The sequence below is a fragment of the Intestinimonas butyriciproducens genome, assembly GCF_016901775.1.
GTDB lineage: Bacteria > Bacillota > Clostridia > Oscillospirales > Butyricicoccaceae > Pseudobutyricicoccus.
Genome location: NZ_JACJKW010000005.1, coordinates 86,836 through 100,677, shown reverse-complemented (window position 1 = coordinate 100,677; position 13,842 = coordinate 86,836). Strand labels below are relative to the sequence as shown.

16 protein-coding genes are annotated in these 13,842 nt (G+C 57.4%); all 16 read right to left on the bottom strand.

Annotation, left to right across the window (positions count from 1 at the left end):
* Positions 1–7: 7 nt before the first annotated feature.
* Positions 8–136, bottom strand: coding sequence for a hypothetical protein (locus tag H6A25_RS12955; RefSeq protein WP_256447891.1), 129 nt, complete (start codon positions 134–136; stop codon positions 8–10).
* Positions 137–341: 205 nt separating this feature from the next.
* Positions 342–1,604 carry a serine dehydratase subunit alpha family protein gene (locus H6A25_RS03990; protein WP_243423225.1) on the bottom strand — a complete coding sequence of 421 codons (1,263 nt, stop codon included), beginning with the start codon at positions 1,602–1,604 and terminating at the stop codon, positions 342–344.
* A 70-nt stretch (positions 1,605–1,674) separates the two neighbouring features.
* Complete coding sequence (gene citG / locus H6A25_RS03985) at positions 1,675–3,066, bottom strand: triphosphoribosyl-dephospho-CoA synthase CitG (protein WP_204750705.1); 1,392 nt, start codon at positions 3,064–3,066, stop codon at positions 1,675–1,677.
* Positions 3,063–4,091 carry a [citrate (pro-3S)-lyase] ligase gene (citC, locus tag H6A25_RS03980; protein WP_204750704.1) on the bottom strand — a complete coding sequence of 343 codons (1,029 nt, stop codon included), beginning with the start codon at positions 4,089–4,091 and terminating at the stop codon, positions 3,063–3,065. The genes citG and citC overlap by 4 nt, the downstream gene beginning before the upstream one ends.
* 81 nt (positions 4,092–4,172) lie before the next feature.
* Entirely contained in the window at positions 4,173–5,582 is a 1,410-nt protein-coding gene (citF, locus tag H6A25_RS03975) for a citrate lyase subunit alpha (protein ID WP_204750703.1), read from the bottom strand.
* A complete protein-coding gene (locus tag H6A25_RS03970; protein WP_204750702.1) occupies positions 5,575–6,447 on the bottom strand; it encodes an aldolase/citrate lyase family protein in 873 nt (290 codons plus the stop codon). Before H6A25_RS03970 ends, citF begins: the two co-directional genes overlap by 8 nt.
* Positions 6,444–6,716, bottom strand: coding sequence for a citrate lyase acyl carrier protein (gene citD / locus H6A25_RS03965; protein ID WP_118426717.1), 273 nt, complete (start codon positions 6,714–6,716; stop codon positions 6,444–6,446). The genes H6A25_RS03970 and citD overlap by 4 nt, the downstream gene beginning before the upstream one ends.
* Before the next feature lie 161 nt (positions 6,717–6,877).
* Positions 6,878–7,804 carry an arginase family protein gene (locus H6A25_RS03960; RefSeq protein ID WP_204750701.1) on the bottom strand — a complete coding sequence of 309 codons (927 nt, stop codon included), beginning with the start codon at positions 7,802–7,804 and terminating at the stop codon, positions 6,878–6,880.
* Positions 7,801–8,526, bottom strand: coding sequence for an alpha/beta hydrolase-fold protein (locus H6A25_RS03955; RefSeq protein ID WP_204750700.1), 726 nt, complete (start codon positions 8,524–8,526; stop codon positions 7,801–7,803). The genes H6A25_RS03960 and H6A25_RS03955 overlap by 4 nt, the downstream gene beginning before the upstream one ends.
* On the bottom strand, positions 8,523–9,122 hold the full coding sequence (locus H6A25_RS03950; RefSeq protein WP_204750699.1) for an NUDIX hydrolase: 600 nt from the start codon (positions 9,120–9,122) through the stop codon (positions 8,523–8,525). The genes H6A25_RS03955 and H6A25_RS03950 overlap by 4 nt, the downstream gene beginning before the upstream one ends.
* A 3-nt stretch (positions 9,123–9,125) precedes the next feature.
* On the bottom strand, positions 9,126–9,656 hold the full coding sequence (gene dcd / locus H6A25_RS03945; protein ID WP_204750698.1) for a dCTP deaminase: 531 nt from the start codon (positions 9,654–9,656) through the stop codon (positions 9,126–9,128).
* Between the two features lie 17 nt (positions 9,657–9,673).
* Positions 9,674–10,063, bottom strand: a complete 390-nt coding sequence (locus tag H6A25_RS03940; protein ID WP_204750697.1) for a DUF3592 domain-containing protein — start codon at positions 10,061–10,063, stop codon at positions 9,674–9,676.
* Between the two features lie 20 nt (positions 10,064–10,083).
* Positions 10,084–10,287 carry a DUF896 domain-containing protein gene (locus H6A25_RS03935; protein WP_204750696.1) on the bottom strand — a complete coding sequence of 68 codons (204 nt, stop codon included), beginning with the start codon at positions 10,285–10,287 and terminating at the stop codon, positions 10,084–10,086.
* Positions 10,280–10,630, bottom strand: coding sequence for an arsenate reductase family protein (locus tag H6A25_RS03930; protein WP_204750695.1), 351 nt, complete (start codon positions 10,628–10,630; stop codon positions 10,280–10,282). The genes H6A25_RS03935 and H6A25_RS03930 overlap by 8 nt, the downstream gene beginning before the upstream one ends.
* A gap of 172 nt (positions 10,631–10,802) precedes the next feature.
* Complete coding sequence (locus H6A25_RS03925) at positions 10,803–12,413, bottom strand: amidohydrolase (RefSeq protein ID WP_204750694.1); 1,611 nt, start codon at positions 12,411–12,413, stop codon at positions 10,803–10,805.
* Between the two features lie 15 nt (positions 12,414–12,428).
* Positions 12,429–13,808, bottom strand: coding sequence for an APC family permease (locus H6A25_RS03920; RefSeq protein WP_345941577.1), 1,380 nt, complete (start codon positions 13,806–13,808; stop codon positions 12,429–12,431).
* Between the last annotated feature and the right edge of the window lie 34 nt (positions 13,809–13,842).

Below are 13,842 nucleotides of genomic sequence, written 5' to 3'. Positions count from 1 at the left end.
TCTCCTTTCAGCAGGCCACACCCATCTCCCGCAGATCCCAGCGGGCCTCCTCCATGTTGTCGGCGGAAAAGAGAAACCGTCCGCTGAAATCATAGACTTCGATGTGACCGTTTTTATATTCCATGGTGTATTCCATTGAGAAAGCCCTCCTTTTTCTGCAAAAAACAGTTTCTTTTACTGTTTTCAGTATACCAGGCTTTCTGTCCCATAAAACGGACAGCGGCTTTCTCTCCCGTTTGTTTCTCTCCCCAGTATACCCTCTTCTTATGGATTCCGCCAGCCCCTATTTTGAGAAAGAAAAAGGCCTCCGCCAAAAGGCGGAGGCCCAAAGAACTGTTTTCTTATTTGTTCAGCATTACCTGGAGGATGGTGGGATCCAGCTGAGGCACGCCTTCGTTGGAAAGCAGGCCCACGCCCCGGATGGTTTCTTCTACATCCTTGCACACAATGCCCTCTTTTTCGGTGGGGGCGATGTCCTGCATGGCCAGGGTGGCGCAGAGCACGGCCGACTGGATGCCAGTGGCGATCTTGAGGGCGCAGGTGGTCTTGGCGCCGTCGCAGATCATGCCCATGTGGTTGGCCAGCATGGACTGGATGCCTTTTTCAATCTGGGGCAGCTTGCCGCCCATGAGATAGATCATGGCGCAGCAGGAACCGGTGCCGCCGGCAATGCCGCTGCCGCACAGGGGAGACAGACGGCCGATATAACTCTTGATATGAACGGTGATCAAATCGCTGAGAGCCAGGGCCCGGGCCAGTTCTTCATCGCTCTTGCCCAGCTTCTCTGCCAAAGCAGTGGCGGCCACTGTGCAGGAGATGCCCTGGTTGCCGCTGCCGCCGGTGGTCATCACCGGCATGGGGCAGCCGTCCATACGGGCATCGGAAGCCGCAGCCGCCGCGGCCACAATATCGCCGCCCAGAGTGGGCTGCATCAAACCGCCCAGGGCGCCGCTGAATGCTTTGCCTACCTGCAGGCCATAATTGCCCCGCAGACCTTCCTGAGAAACGGCCCGGTTCATCTTGGCCCCTTCCAGCAGGAAAGAAATTTCTTCAAAGGGGATGGTTGTGGCAAATTCATAGATCTCTTTTACCGACATCTCCACATGATCATCTGCTTCTTCGCTGGCGGCCACTTCTTTTTTCAGAGAAGCTACGCCGTCTTTCTCGATGAGCACCACATTGGTGTGGGATTTGACAATGATGCACCGGCCGGTGTGTCCACCGCCCTGCACCACCGCTTCGATATACAGACGCTCTGTGGTATCCTCTTTCAGGGAGACCTTCAGGATCTTCTTGTCCAGCAGGGCTTCGGCCTGCTGAAGCTGCTCATCAGTCATTCCATTGAGGATCTCCAGCTTCTTGTCCGACCGGCGGATGACGGCGCCCAGAAGAGCCGCGATGTCGATGCCGGTACGGCCTGTGCCCGGAATGCCCACCCCCAAGGCGTTTTTGACGATGTTACCGCTGAGATACAGCTGAATGCTTTCGGCCGGCCCTTCCAGCTGCTCGGCGGCGATGGATACGCCATACGCCACAGCGATGGGCTCGGTACACCCTTGGGCGGGCGCCACTTCTTTTTGCAACACTTCAATGTACTTATGCATGATTATCCCCTTCATTCATTTGATCACCGGCATGAAGCCGTTTTTTGTCCAGTGTCTAGACTTAATTGTATCAAAGCCCCAAGGCATTGTCAAAGCCTTCCCGCCCTGTTATGACAAAATACACAAACAAAGTGACGGCCAGCAGGTCGGCGCTGCCTCCCGGGCTGAGATTTTTTTCGGTAAACAGGCTGTCCAGCCGGGAAAGGCCTTCTTCCAGCGCCTGCTCTTCCTGGCATTGCTCCAAAAGAGCAGCGGCCTGCTTCTGCACCAGATGCAGGCCTTCTTCCCCGCCCCGGTGCAGAAGGTTTGTGTCCTCTGTATGGGCCATCAGGGCGCAAAGGACCTGGGCGCAGGCCCCATTCCAGCTGTATCCCCGGCTCAGAGCCTTGTTTAGTTGGGGAAGTCCCCACTGCCGCACCTGGGGGAAGCCTTGGGCCGCCTGGCCCCGCACCCCCAGAACGCCGCTTTTTTGATAAAAACGCCGCCCTGCGGTGTCCTCCCCCTGTTTCTCCAGATCATTCAAGGCCGGGCTTGCAATCTGCCCTGCCAGGGAAAACAAAGTCTCTTCGTCGATTGCCGCCCCTTCTGCCAGCAGCCGTCCGGCCCCGGCACACAGAATGCCCAGAGAAAAGATGGCCCCTTTGTGGGTGTTGACCCCTTTTGTAGCCTGGGCCATCTGCTCTTCTGCCCGCAGCCCCAAAGGGCGAATGCGCCATAGAAGCTCCTCCGGTGAACCCTGGAACAGCACCCCTTTCCGGGCGCAGGCGGCAAAATAATCCCCCAGCACGGCGGCGCTATCCAAAAAGGTGAACCGGTCCATATCCCGGTGGGCGCCATTGTTCTGTCCGTCCACCAGTCCCGGCTTGGGGGTGCAGCACACCTCGTGAAGCAGCGCCCGCTGGGCACAGGCGCCGCAAAAGGCACCTATCTCCCAGGCCAGAGCCTGCTTCATCCGCCGGTGGACTTCTTCCACCACCTGATCAAGACCGTGGGCCCGGCTGCGGCCGCACTCCGCCCCGGGCCGGGGGCAAAGCAGGCATTGCCGCTCTTCTTTTCCCAGTTCCCGCCGGGAGACCTTCTCTCCCGTTCCATAGAGCACATCCGCATCCCACAATCTACCCAGAGGTTCCTGTTCTTCCAGAAGGAGTGTGGCTTCCTTGACCTGCCGGGGCTGCCCTTCCACCCGGAGGAAATACTCGATCCCCGCCGGAGTAGCGTATTCTTTTTCTTCCAGAAAAGGAAATCCCCAGCCTGCAAGCTGTCGCCGCAGAGCCTTGGCTCCCTGCCGTGCGCTCCAATCCCCTAATGGAAAGCGTTTGCAGGGGCCGGGCATATTCAGGGTGAGCACCACCAATGTGCTCCCCTTTTTCAGCCACTCCTGCTGACGGTGGGCCCGCTCTTCCCGGCACTCCAGCACTTGCTCCAAAGCAGGGTGTGGCCCTTCTGTCCAGGCTTTGTTCACCGGCTCTCCCCCGCTTTCCGGGCAATATCCTGCCCTGCCGGGCTTTGCAGAAATTCCCATGTAGTGTCCGGCACCAAAGCCCTTACTTCATCCATCTTCCCCTCTGCCAAAAGGGCGCGCACCCGGGACGCGCTGATGGCTGCTCCCCCTTCTTCCTTCCGTGGGATCTCCACCACCTGGATACCAAACCTAGGGAGGATCTCCTGCATCTGTTTGTTATACAGGGCGGTGATGGGACTGAAGGGCTCCTGCCCTACAAACCGGCAGCGGATGTCCAAGGCCGGGGCAAAGTGCTGACCAAAAACCACCAGGTCCAGCTGCCCCCCTGCTCCCTTTTCGATCTGCTCTTCCTTGAGAAAATAGGTGGGGAAAGTGGCTGAGGAAATGAGATAATCGGAAGTGGGATGCACCAGCACATTGGGAAGATGGGCTGTCCCCTTTTTCACCAGCTCCATGCGTACATCGGCTGGAAACAGGCTGGCATCCTCTGAAAGGACAAAAAGATGCAGTGTGTCGCAGGCTTTGGCCGCCTGCTCGATCAGATACCGGTGTCCCAGGGTAAAGGGATTGCAGTTGGCCACCACCGCCCCCTGGCTCCCCTGGCCCCTGCGGAGGGAAGCGACAAAGGAGTCGATGCCGTCTTTTTTGTTTTCCATCAGCAGGATATCCTCAGTGCGGCTGATCTCATAAAAGCCAAACTCCAGAAACATCTGCTTGTTGCGGGGCTTTGTAAAGAGGAACAAATGCTGCCGGTTCTGCTGGAAGGCCTGGGAGAGCAAAGCAGAAACCACAGTGGCCGTCAGGCCCTCGCCCCGCCACTTTTCGTCCACGGCGATGCATTTGAGCACATTTTTCTCCAGGGAGCCGGTGGCGGCCACCTCTCCCTGCCGGTCATACAGAACCACGGTGTACTGGATTCCCTTGTCATAGCGCAGTCCCTGGCGGGAAAGAAACTCCTCCACCCGGCGGCGCACCACCCCTTTCAGTCCACCCTCATAGGTCTCCTGCAAAAAATCACCCTGCACGGCCTTTGTCCTCCTTTTTCCGATAGAAAGGGCCCCATGAAAGAATGGCTTCCATGGGGCACTTTTTCTGTTTGATTGCTATTAGTCCACGCTCTTGATGGTGTCCAGCAGACTGCCGTCCCGATAGAGCACATTGGCCACCACTTTATCTCCCAGATGAATGGGCTTGGGAGTGCCGGTGAGCTCTTCGGCAATGCGCTTCAGGTCCTGGATCTCCACAATGGGCAGACCGGCCTTCTGGAGGCGCTCCTTCAGCTCCTGCTGACGGGGGTTGACGGCGATGCCCCGCTGGGTCACCAGCACATCGATGGTGCTGCCCGGGGTGGAAACGGTGAGCACCCGATCCACCACAATGGACAGGCGGGCCCGGGTGAGGGGAGCGATGATCATGGCCATCTTGGCCCCGGCGGCGGTATCGCTATGGCCGCCGCTGCCGCCCATGATATAGCCATTGGAATCGGTGTGCACATTCACATTGAAGTCGGTGTCAATCTGGGTGGCGCCCAGGATGACCACATCCAGGCTGTCCACAGCGCTGGAGCGCACCGAGGGGCTGGCATAGTGGGAGGCGGTGACTTCCCGGTGACGGGGATTGGTGCGGATGCTCTCCACAGCGCCCAGGTCAAAGCACTGCACATCCAGCAGCGCCTCAAAGCAGCCGGCGTTGAGCATATCCACCATATAGCTGGTGATGCCGCCCAGGCCATAGCTGCCTTTGATTCCTTTTTCCAGCATGATGTCCTTCAGGTATTTGGCCGCAGCCAGTGAAGCGCCGCCGGCGCCGGTCTGGAAGCTCATACCATCTTTCAGCAGGCCGGAATGTTCAATGACTTTGGCCGCATACTGGGCCATCACCAGACCCACCGGGTCACGGGTGATCTTGGTGGTGCCCGAAACGATGCCTGCCGGGTTGCCGATGCTCTCCACCTGCACCACATAATCCACATAAATCTCGCTGATGGAGAAATCGGCCAGCGGATAGGGCACCAGGTTGTCGGTGATGACGATCACTTTTTTGGCATACATGGCATCGGCAAAGGCATAGCCCAGGCTGCCGCAGGCCGATTTGCCGTATTTGCCGGAGCAGTTGCCCATGGTGTCGGAAGTGGGCGCCGCCACAAAAGCCACATCAATGGGGCTGCGGCCCTGCTCGATGTCGCTGGGGCGTCCGCCATGGGAGCGGAAGGTCACCGGCTTATCCAGTACGCCGTGGGAGATGGCCCGGCCCACTACGCCGCCGATGTAATCGGCTTCCAGGCCGGTGACCACATGGTTTTTGATGTGCCCGATCAGGGGCTCATGGGTGTCGAACACAGAGGACGCATTCACATTCAGGTCTTTGATCCCCAGGTCGGCCACGGCGTCCATGACCATATTGAGTACATAGTCGCCGTTGCGCAGATGATGGTGGAAGGAGATCGTCATGCCGTCTTTCAGCCCGGCCAGCTGGATTGCCTCCTTGATGGAGGAAACCACTTTGGAATTATTCATCGATGAGCACCCCCATTGCTTTTGCCATTTCCAGAACCTGACGGGCCCGTGTGACGATGGGCGCGTCGATCATCTTGCCACGCAGGGACACAACGCCCTTGCCCTGCTCTTTGGCCACACGGATGGTCTCCATCACTTCCTGGGCGTATTCGATGTCGGCCTGGGTGGGGCTGAAGATCCGGTTGATATCGGCCACATGGCGGGGAGAGATGGAGGATTTGCCGGTGAAACCCAGCGCTTTGGCAAAGGCGGCATCCTCCCGCAGGCCCTCGTCGTCGTTCACATCGGTGAAGGGGGTGTCATAGCAGTCCACCCCGGCGGCCCGGGCGGCCACCACCATACGGCTGCGGCTGTAGAAGATCTCCTTGCCTTCCTTGGTGCGTTTGCACTGGAGGTCGGCGGTCAGGTCTTCGCCGCCCAGCAGCATGGCCGCCACACGGGGACAGCTGCTGGCAATGGCATAGGCATTTTCCACGCCCAGCGCAGTTTCAATCAAAGGAATCAGCTTGACTGTGCCCACTTCCATACCGTGCTTCTTTTCCAGTTCGGTCATGTAGGCATCCACCACCAGCACATCTTGTGCTGTGCTGATCTTAGGCGGCATGATCAGGTCAGGAGCAAGAGGCAGGATCTCATCCAGATCCTCTTTCCAGAATGTGGTGTCAATGGAATTGATGCGCACACATACTTCGCATTTATATTTCAGGGTTTTGATGGCATTGTGCACCAAAATACGGGCGGCGTCTTTTTCCGCAGGAGAAACGGCATCCTCCAGATCCAGAATGACGGCGTCCGCTCCCAGAATATCTGCATTGAGCAGCATACCGGGGTTGTTGCCCGGCATAAACAGCATACTTCTTCTCACTGGTCTCGCTCTCCTTCCCCACGCCGGATGGCAGTTTCCACCCGGGCCCGGATGACGCATTCCACAGCGCCTTTGTCATTGAGGGATACATGGGCGCCCTTGACGCCGTTTTCCTCCAGCACCTGCCGGACTACCCGCTCGATCTCCTCGCCGAACTGCTGTGCTACCACCGATTCGATCTGCACCGCGATATCCGATGCCGGTTTGATTTCCACATAGACATCGCTGGATTCCATGGTGCCGGCCACAGCGGCTTTTTTGATCTCCATTTCCGCGATCACACCTTTCTTCTATTATGCGGGGACAAAAGTCCCGATGGGTTCCCGTAAATTTTATTATACACCTCCCTTTTGCCGGGGACAACTCCCCAGAAGAGACAAAAGGGCATTTTCCCGCAAACATACCGGGATACTTGTATACAAACCGGCCTTTATCTACCGCAGTACTGCCACCGGCTCAAGCATTCCCCCAAAATGGCGGCGCCGCTGGCATAGGTCTGTTCTCCTCCCTGGTCATACCGGTCAAAATCAAAACAAAACAAGGAAACTGCGGCCACTTTACCGGTATCCATCACGATCCCTGCATTGCGCGCCACGGTCTCCACCTCCTGGCCATAAGGTACCGCTTTGATATACGCCGGAATGGCTTCTGTCTTCAGTATATCTGCGTCAATGGCAAGATAAATCACATCCACCCTTCCGGCCAACTGCTCCACTTCCCGCCTCCACACTTCTTCCCTCCCGAAATCGCTGCTGTCCAGACGGCGGATCCCTGCCCTGCACAGATTCCAGCCGCTTTCTTCCCCTAGAATACGCACATCTCCCGCCAGAATGTTTTCTCCCCGGCAGGGCTTTTCGAGCAGGCAGATCTCTTTCCTCAGCTTTTCCATGGTCTGACCTGCTATCATGGACAACGGGGTGCTCACCAGGCGGATCCACTGCCGGCCGCTTCCCTCCAGAATATGGTTATCCCCATGAGCGTCCATCCACACAAGGCCAATTTCCTTTTCTGTTCCCACCGCCTGCTGCACACCACCCAGTATGGCAGGAGCCATATTGCAATAGCTTCCCACCGCCAGAAAGGCGTGGTTCTTTTCCACCGCTCGCCTGGCTTCCCAGGCAAAAGCGCGGGTTGCGGCCTGACAGGGAGAAAGCTCCGGCCAGCGCTCCTTTTCCGGCTGACGCAGCTCCACCGGCAGGCCCATCTTTTCATAGACGCCCTGTTTCCGATAAAACTCTCCATCCCTCATCTGTGTAAAGGGAATGCACTCTCCCTGTATATTGCCCTCCTCGTCTCCCATCCATTCCCCATGGCACCAGATCCCTTCCAGCACCGTGAGCCCTTGGGGTTCCTTCATTTTGTTTCCCTCCTCATCATCCACCGGATGGCCTTGCAAAGCCGTTCACTGACTCCGTCAAAATGGCCGCCCTCATTCCATTCCAATGTGCAGGGGACGGTGAGCTGCCCTTCCAGAACCCCGATGGCCCGGCGGGTATTGTCTCCCACTTGCTTCATGAGAGGATGACGGCTCTTTTCTTCCTTATTGCCCAAAGAGAGATAAACCCGGGTATCCCGGCGCCGGGGCGCCGTTTTTTCCATATAATTCAGGAATCCCTCAAACCACAGCGAGCCGGAGACGCTGGCTAAGGCCCCGAAAGCCTCCGTCTGATAAAGGGCATAGAGGCTGCTCAGCCCCGCCAGGGAATACCCGGCCAAAGCCCTGTTTTCCCGGTCAGGGAGCAAAGGCAGTCTTTCTTCACACGCCTGCCGGATAGGCCCCGCAAGGTCCCGGAGATATTCATCTCCGCCGCCGGTAAAAGCCGGCGTTTTCCGGCTGAGGGCAGGGGCTGCCCAGGGAGAAAACTCCTCCTCCCAGCTTTTGGGGGTAACGGCAATCAAAGCAAAGGGGAATAAGGTCTTTCCCATCTCCCCTTCCAGCGCCTGTTCCAACTGGGGCAGACGGTCTTTCAGGCTATCGCCGCCGCTGAGATATACCGCCCTGCCCTTCTCTCCCGGTGCAAAATCCGGAAGGCCTGCCACACATTGCCGCCCAGCGGCGATAAAGCTTTGCCACTTCACCGCCAAAGCCCCCTTTCCCGCAAAAAAGGCAGAACAAGCCGGGGAAATTCCTCTGGATGGCGGCACCATTGGCTGGCCCGGATGTGCTCCCGCTGCCCTTGCCGCAGTACTTCCACCCATTCACACCCTTCCAATTCCTTGCGCTGCCATTGTTCCAGAGAAACAGCGGCCATCTCTTCCACTTCTTCCCCTGGGGCAAATTCCGGATAGGGGCACAAATACAAAAAGACCCTGGCCGCTTCCCGGTCCAGCGTCTCTTCTTTTTCCCACAGATCTTCCCGCCAGATCCCCAGATCGATCAGATCGTCCTTTTGCAGGCAAAGACCGATCTCTTCCCGGATCTCCCGCAGGATGGCTTCTTCCGGCGCTTCCCCATGGGCAATATGCCCTCCTACGGCGACATCATAATAACCGGGAAAATCCGCCTTGTCCTTTGCCCTTTTCTGAAACCAGATCCACACCCCATCCTCCCGGGGCGAGATCACCCAGCAATGGGCCACCAGATGGAGCAGGCCCTGGGCATGGGCCTGGGAACGGGAAACCGCTCCCACCGGTTCCATCTGGTCATTGTACACCGTCAGCATCTCTTCGGCCATGACTCAGCACCCCTTCTTTTCAAAATCCCGGAAGAGCAAACTGGGCTGGATATCCCTGTTGTTCTGGTATTTACCCTCTCCATAAGGGACATAATCTCCCTCCAGGGTGTGGTAATAAATCTGGCAGATCTCCACATGGGGATAGATCCGCAGGGGCTGGACGCAGAAGATCTCCAAGGTCCAGTAACCGGCAAATCCCACATCCCCGAAGCCGGCTGTCACATGGATGAAAAGCCCCAGCCGTCCCACCGAAGACCGGCCTTCCAGCATGGGCACATACCCCTCTGTCCGGGTGTATTCCGCCGTCCGCCCCAGGTACAGCTTTCCCGGCTGAAGCCATAGCCCCTCTTCCGGAATCAGGATCCGGTGAGCGGTGTTCTCCCCCTTCATGTCCAATTTTTCCTCATTATATACCAACAATTCGTTATGAAGAGTCAAATTATAACTGTTCGGATTGATTTTCCGAGGATCAAAGGGATCAATCATGATCTCTTTTCCCATCTTCCTTTGGATCTCCAAGCCGGAGAGGATCATTTCTTTGCTCCTTTCTTTTACAGCATGGCGGCCAGCATCATGCTCCCCCCCACCAGACAAAGAAGAGAAATCACAAAGAAACACAGCGCCAGCACCCCCGGCCCCACCGGCGGTTTGACGGCCATCCGGTCATGGCGGGGATCGTAGAAAGCCGAAACCCGCTCCGAAGGCTGGAACTGTTCCCATCCCCAGCCAAAGGCCGATTCCAGGCGTTTGTTTTCCCCTTCCCACTGAAATTCCAGCACGGGAAAATAAAGAGGGCGGCCCCGGGCATCCCGCCGGCGTACATTTTCCACCACCTTGGCCTGTACCGCCTGCACCCTCCGCCGGTTGCGCCGCCAGAGAAACCACACGATCAAAGAAATGAGCAGCAGCAAGGCGGAACATCCCAGCAGAAAAAATCCCACAAACCCTTTCATCCGGTCACCTATTTTTTCGGGCGCAGCGGACGGCGGTTCCCCTTTTCATCCACCACCACAGTGCTGTTCAGCTGGGCGGCCAGATTCTTTTTCACGCTTTCCACATATTCCATCCGTAAGGCCTGGCGCTCCTGCTGTTCTTCCTCTGTCAGCTCCCGCTGACGGGAAATGCGGGTCAGTTCATTGATCCGCTGTACTTTTCTCTCATCCATTTTGTTCCCACTCCTTCCACACATCGGGCTGATAACCCACAGTAGCCTTTTTGCCATTGCGGACAATGGGTGTCCTGAATAGCCCCGGGTTTTCCAGCAGGGCCCGCTCAATGTCCTCCGTCCGCTCCAGGTAGGCAATGTGCAGCGCTTCGTATTCCCGGCTCTTTTCGTCCAGCAGAGGCGCAAGACCCCCTACCGCACTTTTGACGCTGCGCAGCTCCCCCTGGCTCATACCGTAGCGGGCCACATCGATGTCCTGAAACTTCACCCGACGCTCTTTGAAATAGCGCTGGGCTTTTTTGGTGTCAAAGCATTTGCTTTTGCCAAAGATCTGTATATTCATTCTTTTCCTCACTTCTTTCCTGAGTTCCATCCCAGTGTAGCACAAAACCGCCGCCTTCGTAAAGAGGGCGGCGGTTTTGCGTGTACCGCAAAGGCGGCAAAGGCCACCTTTTCCAGTTTTGCAGGGGTCTTCGGCTCTTTTGTTCTCTATTTGCAGGAGAAAAGTCCGATGATTACTTCTGATAGACCACCTTGCCCCCTACCATGGTAAGGGTCACATGGGTGTCCAGAATCTGTTCTTCGGGAATGTGGAAAATATCCTGATCCAGCATCACCAGGTCGGCCACATAGCCGGGGGCCAGGCGGCCCTTGGTCTGCTCTTCAAAGGCATTGTAGGCACCGCTGATGGTGTAGTCGTCCACCGCCTGATAGATATCCACTTTTTCTGTGGGGATCCATCCGCCGGCGGGCTGATGCTTCAGATCCTGGCGGCAGACAGCGCAATGGAGGTTGGCGATGGGATCCAGGTCTTCCACAGGAGAGTCGGTGCCATAGGACACATGAACACCCAGCTCATTCATGGTGTAGAAGGCATAGGAGGTATTGGTCAGCTCCTGCCCCACGCGATCGGCGCAGATGTGCATATCGTAGTGGAGGAAAATGGGCTGCACCAGGGCATGGACATCCAGGTCGGCAAAACGCTGGAGCAGGGGCCGGTCGGTGATCTGGCAATGAACGATGCCATGGCGGTTGGGGTTTTTCCCATCCTTCAGCACCTTCTCATAGCTGTCCAGACACATCTCGATGGCCTTGTCGCCGATGGCGTGAACGGCCACCTGCATCTTGTTTTCCTCAGCCAGAGCCACCAGGGCGTCCAGGTCCTCCTGGGACAGGGTGCTGATGCCCCGGGTACCCGGCTCATCGGCATAATCCTGACGCATCAGGGCGGTGCGGGCGCCCAGGCTGCCGTCGGTGAACAGCTTCAGCGGCCCGATCTTCAGCCACTGATCCCCGGTGCCGGTGCGATGGCCGTCATTGAGGAAACGCTGGAACAGCTCTTTTTCCATCAGGCAGCACTGCATATACACCCGCAGGCTCTTCTTTTCATGGAGCAGCTTATCATAGACCCGAAGCATGGCTTCGTAATTTTCTCCGGCCACATCGTTGGTCTGCACGCTGGTCAGACCGTGGCTGGCGGCGTAATCCATGGCAGCGGCCAGGATCTCTTCCATCTTTTCTTCGTTCTCTTCCGGGAGGATGGCCTGGTTCACAATCTCCTTGGCGCTGCTCTCCCGAACGATGCCGTTGGGATGACCGTCGGCTTCCAGATCAAACTGGCCGCCCTCCACCACCGGCGGGTTTTCCCACACGCCGGCCTTTTCCAGAGCCAGGGTGTTGCACACCATCACATGGCCGCAGGCCCGGGTAAACAGCACCGGATGGACGGTGCTCACCTGATCCAGCAGCTGACGGGTGGGCATCATGGGGCCGTCGGCGAAATAGTCCTGGTTCCAGCCCCAGCCTTCCACCGGCTCACCGGCGGGGACTTTATGCTCTTCGATGAACTTCCGGCCGGCATCCACCACATCCTGCTGGCTGCGGCAGCCGGACAGATCCACCCGCAAAAGGTTCTGACCCACATGGTACAGATGCTGATGGGTGTCCACAAAGCCGGGGATCACCGTTTTGCCCTGGGCGTCCATCTTCTGGGCGTCCTGGGGAGCGGCGGCCAGCACCTCTTCGTTGGTGCCCACCATCTTGATGGTATCGTTTTCAATGAGCAGAGCCTGAGCAAAATGCTCCCGCTCCAGATACACATTGGCGTTATAAATGACGGTATTCATGTTATTTACCTCCCATCAGGCGCTCTGCCGGTTGTTATACCAGCGGAAGAAGTGATAGCATACAAAGCCCAGTGCGGGCACAGACAGACCGATAATGGATGTGACAGGGTCTTCCACCAGGGTGTTGATCATCAGCCCGATGAAGATGAGAAGGGTGACGACCACGGTCACCGGATAGCCCCAGGCCTTGTAGGGCCGCTCCAGGTTGGGCATCTTCTTGCGGAAGATGAAAACGGCGCCGATGGTCAGGGTGTTAAAGAGCATGCTGGAGAAAATAACCAGGTTTGTCAGCTGATCCAGATCCCGCACCAGCACCAGAGCAATGGAGATGATGGCCTGCACGATGAGGGAAGCCGCAGGAGTCTTGTGCTTGGGATGGAGCTTGGCAAAGGACTTGAAGAAATAGCCGTCCTTGGCCATGGCGTAATACTGCCGGGGGAACACCAGGATACAGCCATTGAGGGAACCGAAGATAGCGGTGGCCATGGCAATCACCACAACGATCTGCCCGGCGCTGCCCAGCACGGTGTTGGCCACCTCAGTGCCCAGGTAGATGTCTCCGCCTTCGATCATGGAAGTGATCTGGTCGATGGGAAGCACCCGGTAAACGGCAAAATTGAACAGAGTGAAAAGAACGGTGCAGCCCACAATGGCGACAATCAGAGCCAGGGGCAGGTTCTTTTTGGGGTTGCGGATCTCTTCCGAGACGATATTCAGGTTGGTCCAGCCTTCATAGGCCCACAGGGAGGCCACGATGGCAAAAGCGATCATGCCGATCAGGCCGCCGAAGGAGGGAGACGATGCGGGAATGGGATTGAGGTCAGGGGTCTGCTTTCCGGCAAAGATGCCCAGCACCAGAATCAGCAGGATGGGAGCCACCTTGGCCACCATGAAGATGTTCTGCACGATGCTGCCCTGCTTGACACCCACATAGTTGATGGCGGTCAGCAGAATGATCAGACCGATGGCCACCGCCTTGACCTGCACATCACTGATGGGCACCAGTGTGGAGAAGGCTTTGGGGAAGGCGATGGCGATGGCGGCAATGGACCCGGCGCCGCCAAGAAGCCAGCTGGAAAAGCCGCACATAAAGCCCACCGCAGGATGATAGGCCTGGTTGAGGTACACATAGCTGCCGCCGGCCTTGGGCATGGAAGCACCCAGTTCGGCATAGCACAGTCCTCCCATCAGGGAAATCAGGCCGCCCAGGATCCAGACGATCAAAGACAGACCCATGCTCATGCCGCTGCGCTGCAGCACATAGCTGCCCAGGTAGAAAATACCCGAGCCGATCATGATTCCGCCAATGATGCTCACACCTCCGAAAAGGCCGATCTCCCGGCGGAAGCCGCTTCCTTCATTGGAGACGGCGGTGTTTTGGTTCTTACTGCTCACTTTGTTTCCTCTCTTTCCTTTTGCGGGTCTTCCC

Excerpts from the sequence above, each read along its gene's own strand:
- H6A25_RS12955 (WP_256447891.1), bottom strand. The coding sequence starts at position 136 with ATGGAATACACCATGGAATATAAAAACGGTCACATCGAAGTCTATGAT.
- citD (WP_118426717.1), bottom strand. The coding sequence starts at position 6,716 with ATGGAGATCAAAAAAGCCGCTGTGGCCGGCACCATGGAATCCAGCGAT.
- dcd (WP_204750698.1), bottom strand. The coding sequence starts at position 9,656 with ATGATCCTCTCCGGCTTGGAGATCCAAAGGAAGATGGGAAAAGAGATC.
- H6A25_RS03990 (WP_243423225.1), bottom strand. The coding sequence starts at position 1,604 with ATGCATAAGTACATTGAAGTGTTGCAAAAAGAAGTGGCGCCCGCCCAA.
- H6A25_RS03925 (WP_204750694.1), bottom strand. The coding sequence starts at position 12,413 with ATGAATACCGTCATTTATAACGCCAATGTGTATCTGGAGCGGGAGCAT.
- H6A25_RS03960 (WP_204750701.1), bottom strand. The coding sequence starts at position 7,804 with ATGAAGGAACCCCAAGGGCTCACGGTGCTGGAAGGGATCTGGTGCCAT.
- H6A25_RS03935 (WP_204750696.1), bottom strand. The coding sequence starts at position 10,287 with ATGGATGAGAGAAAAGTACAGCGGATCAATGAACTGACCCGCATTTCC.
- H6A25_RS03930 (WP_204750695.1), bottom strand. The coding sequence starts at position 10,630 with ATGAATATACAGATCTTTGGCAAAAGCAAATGCTTTGACACCAAAAAA.
- H6A25_RS03950 (WP_204750699.1), bottom strand. The coding sequence starts at position 9,122 with ATGGCCGAAGAGATGCTGACGGTGTACAATGACCAGATGGAACCGGTG.
- citF (WP_204750703.1), bottom strand. The coding sequence starts at position 5,582 with ATGAATAATTCCAAAGTGGTTTCCTCCATCAAGGAGGCAATCCAGCTG.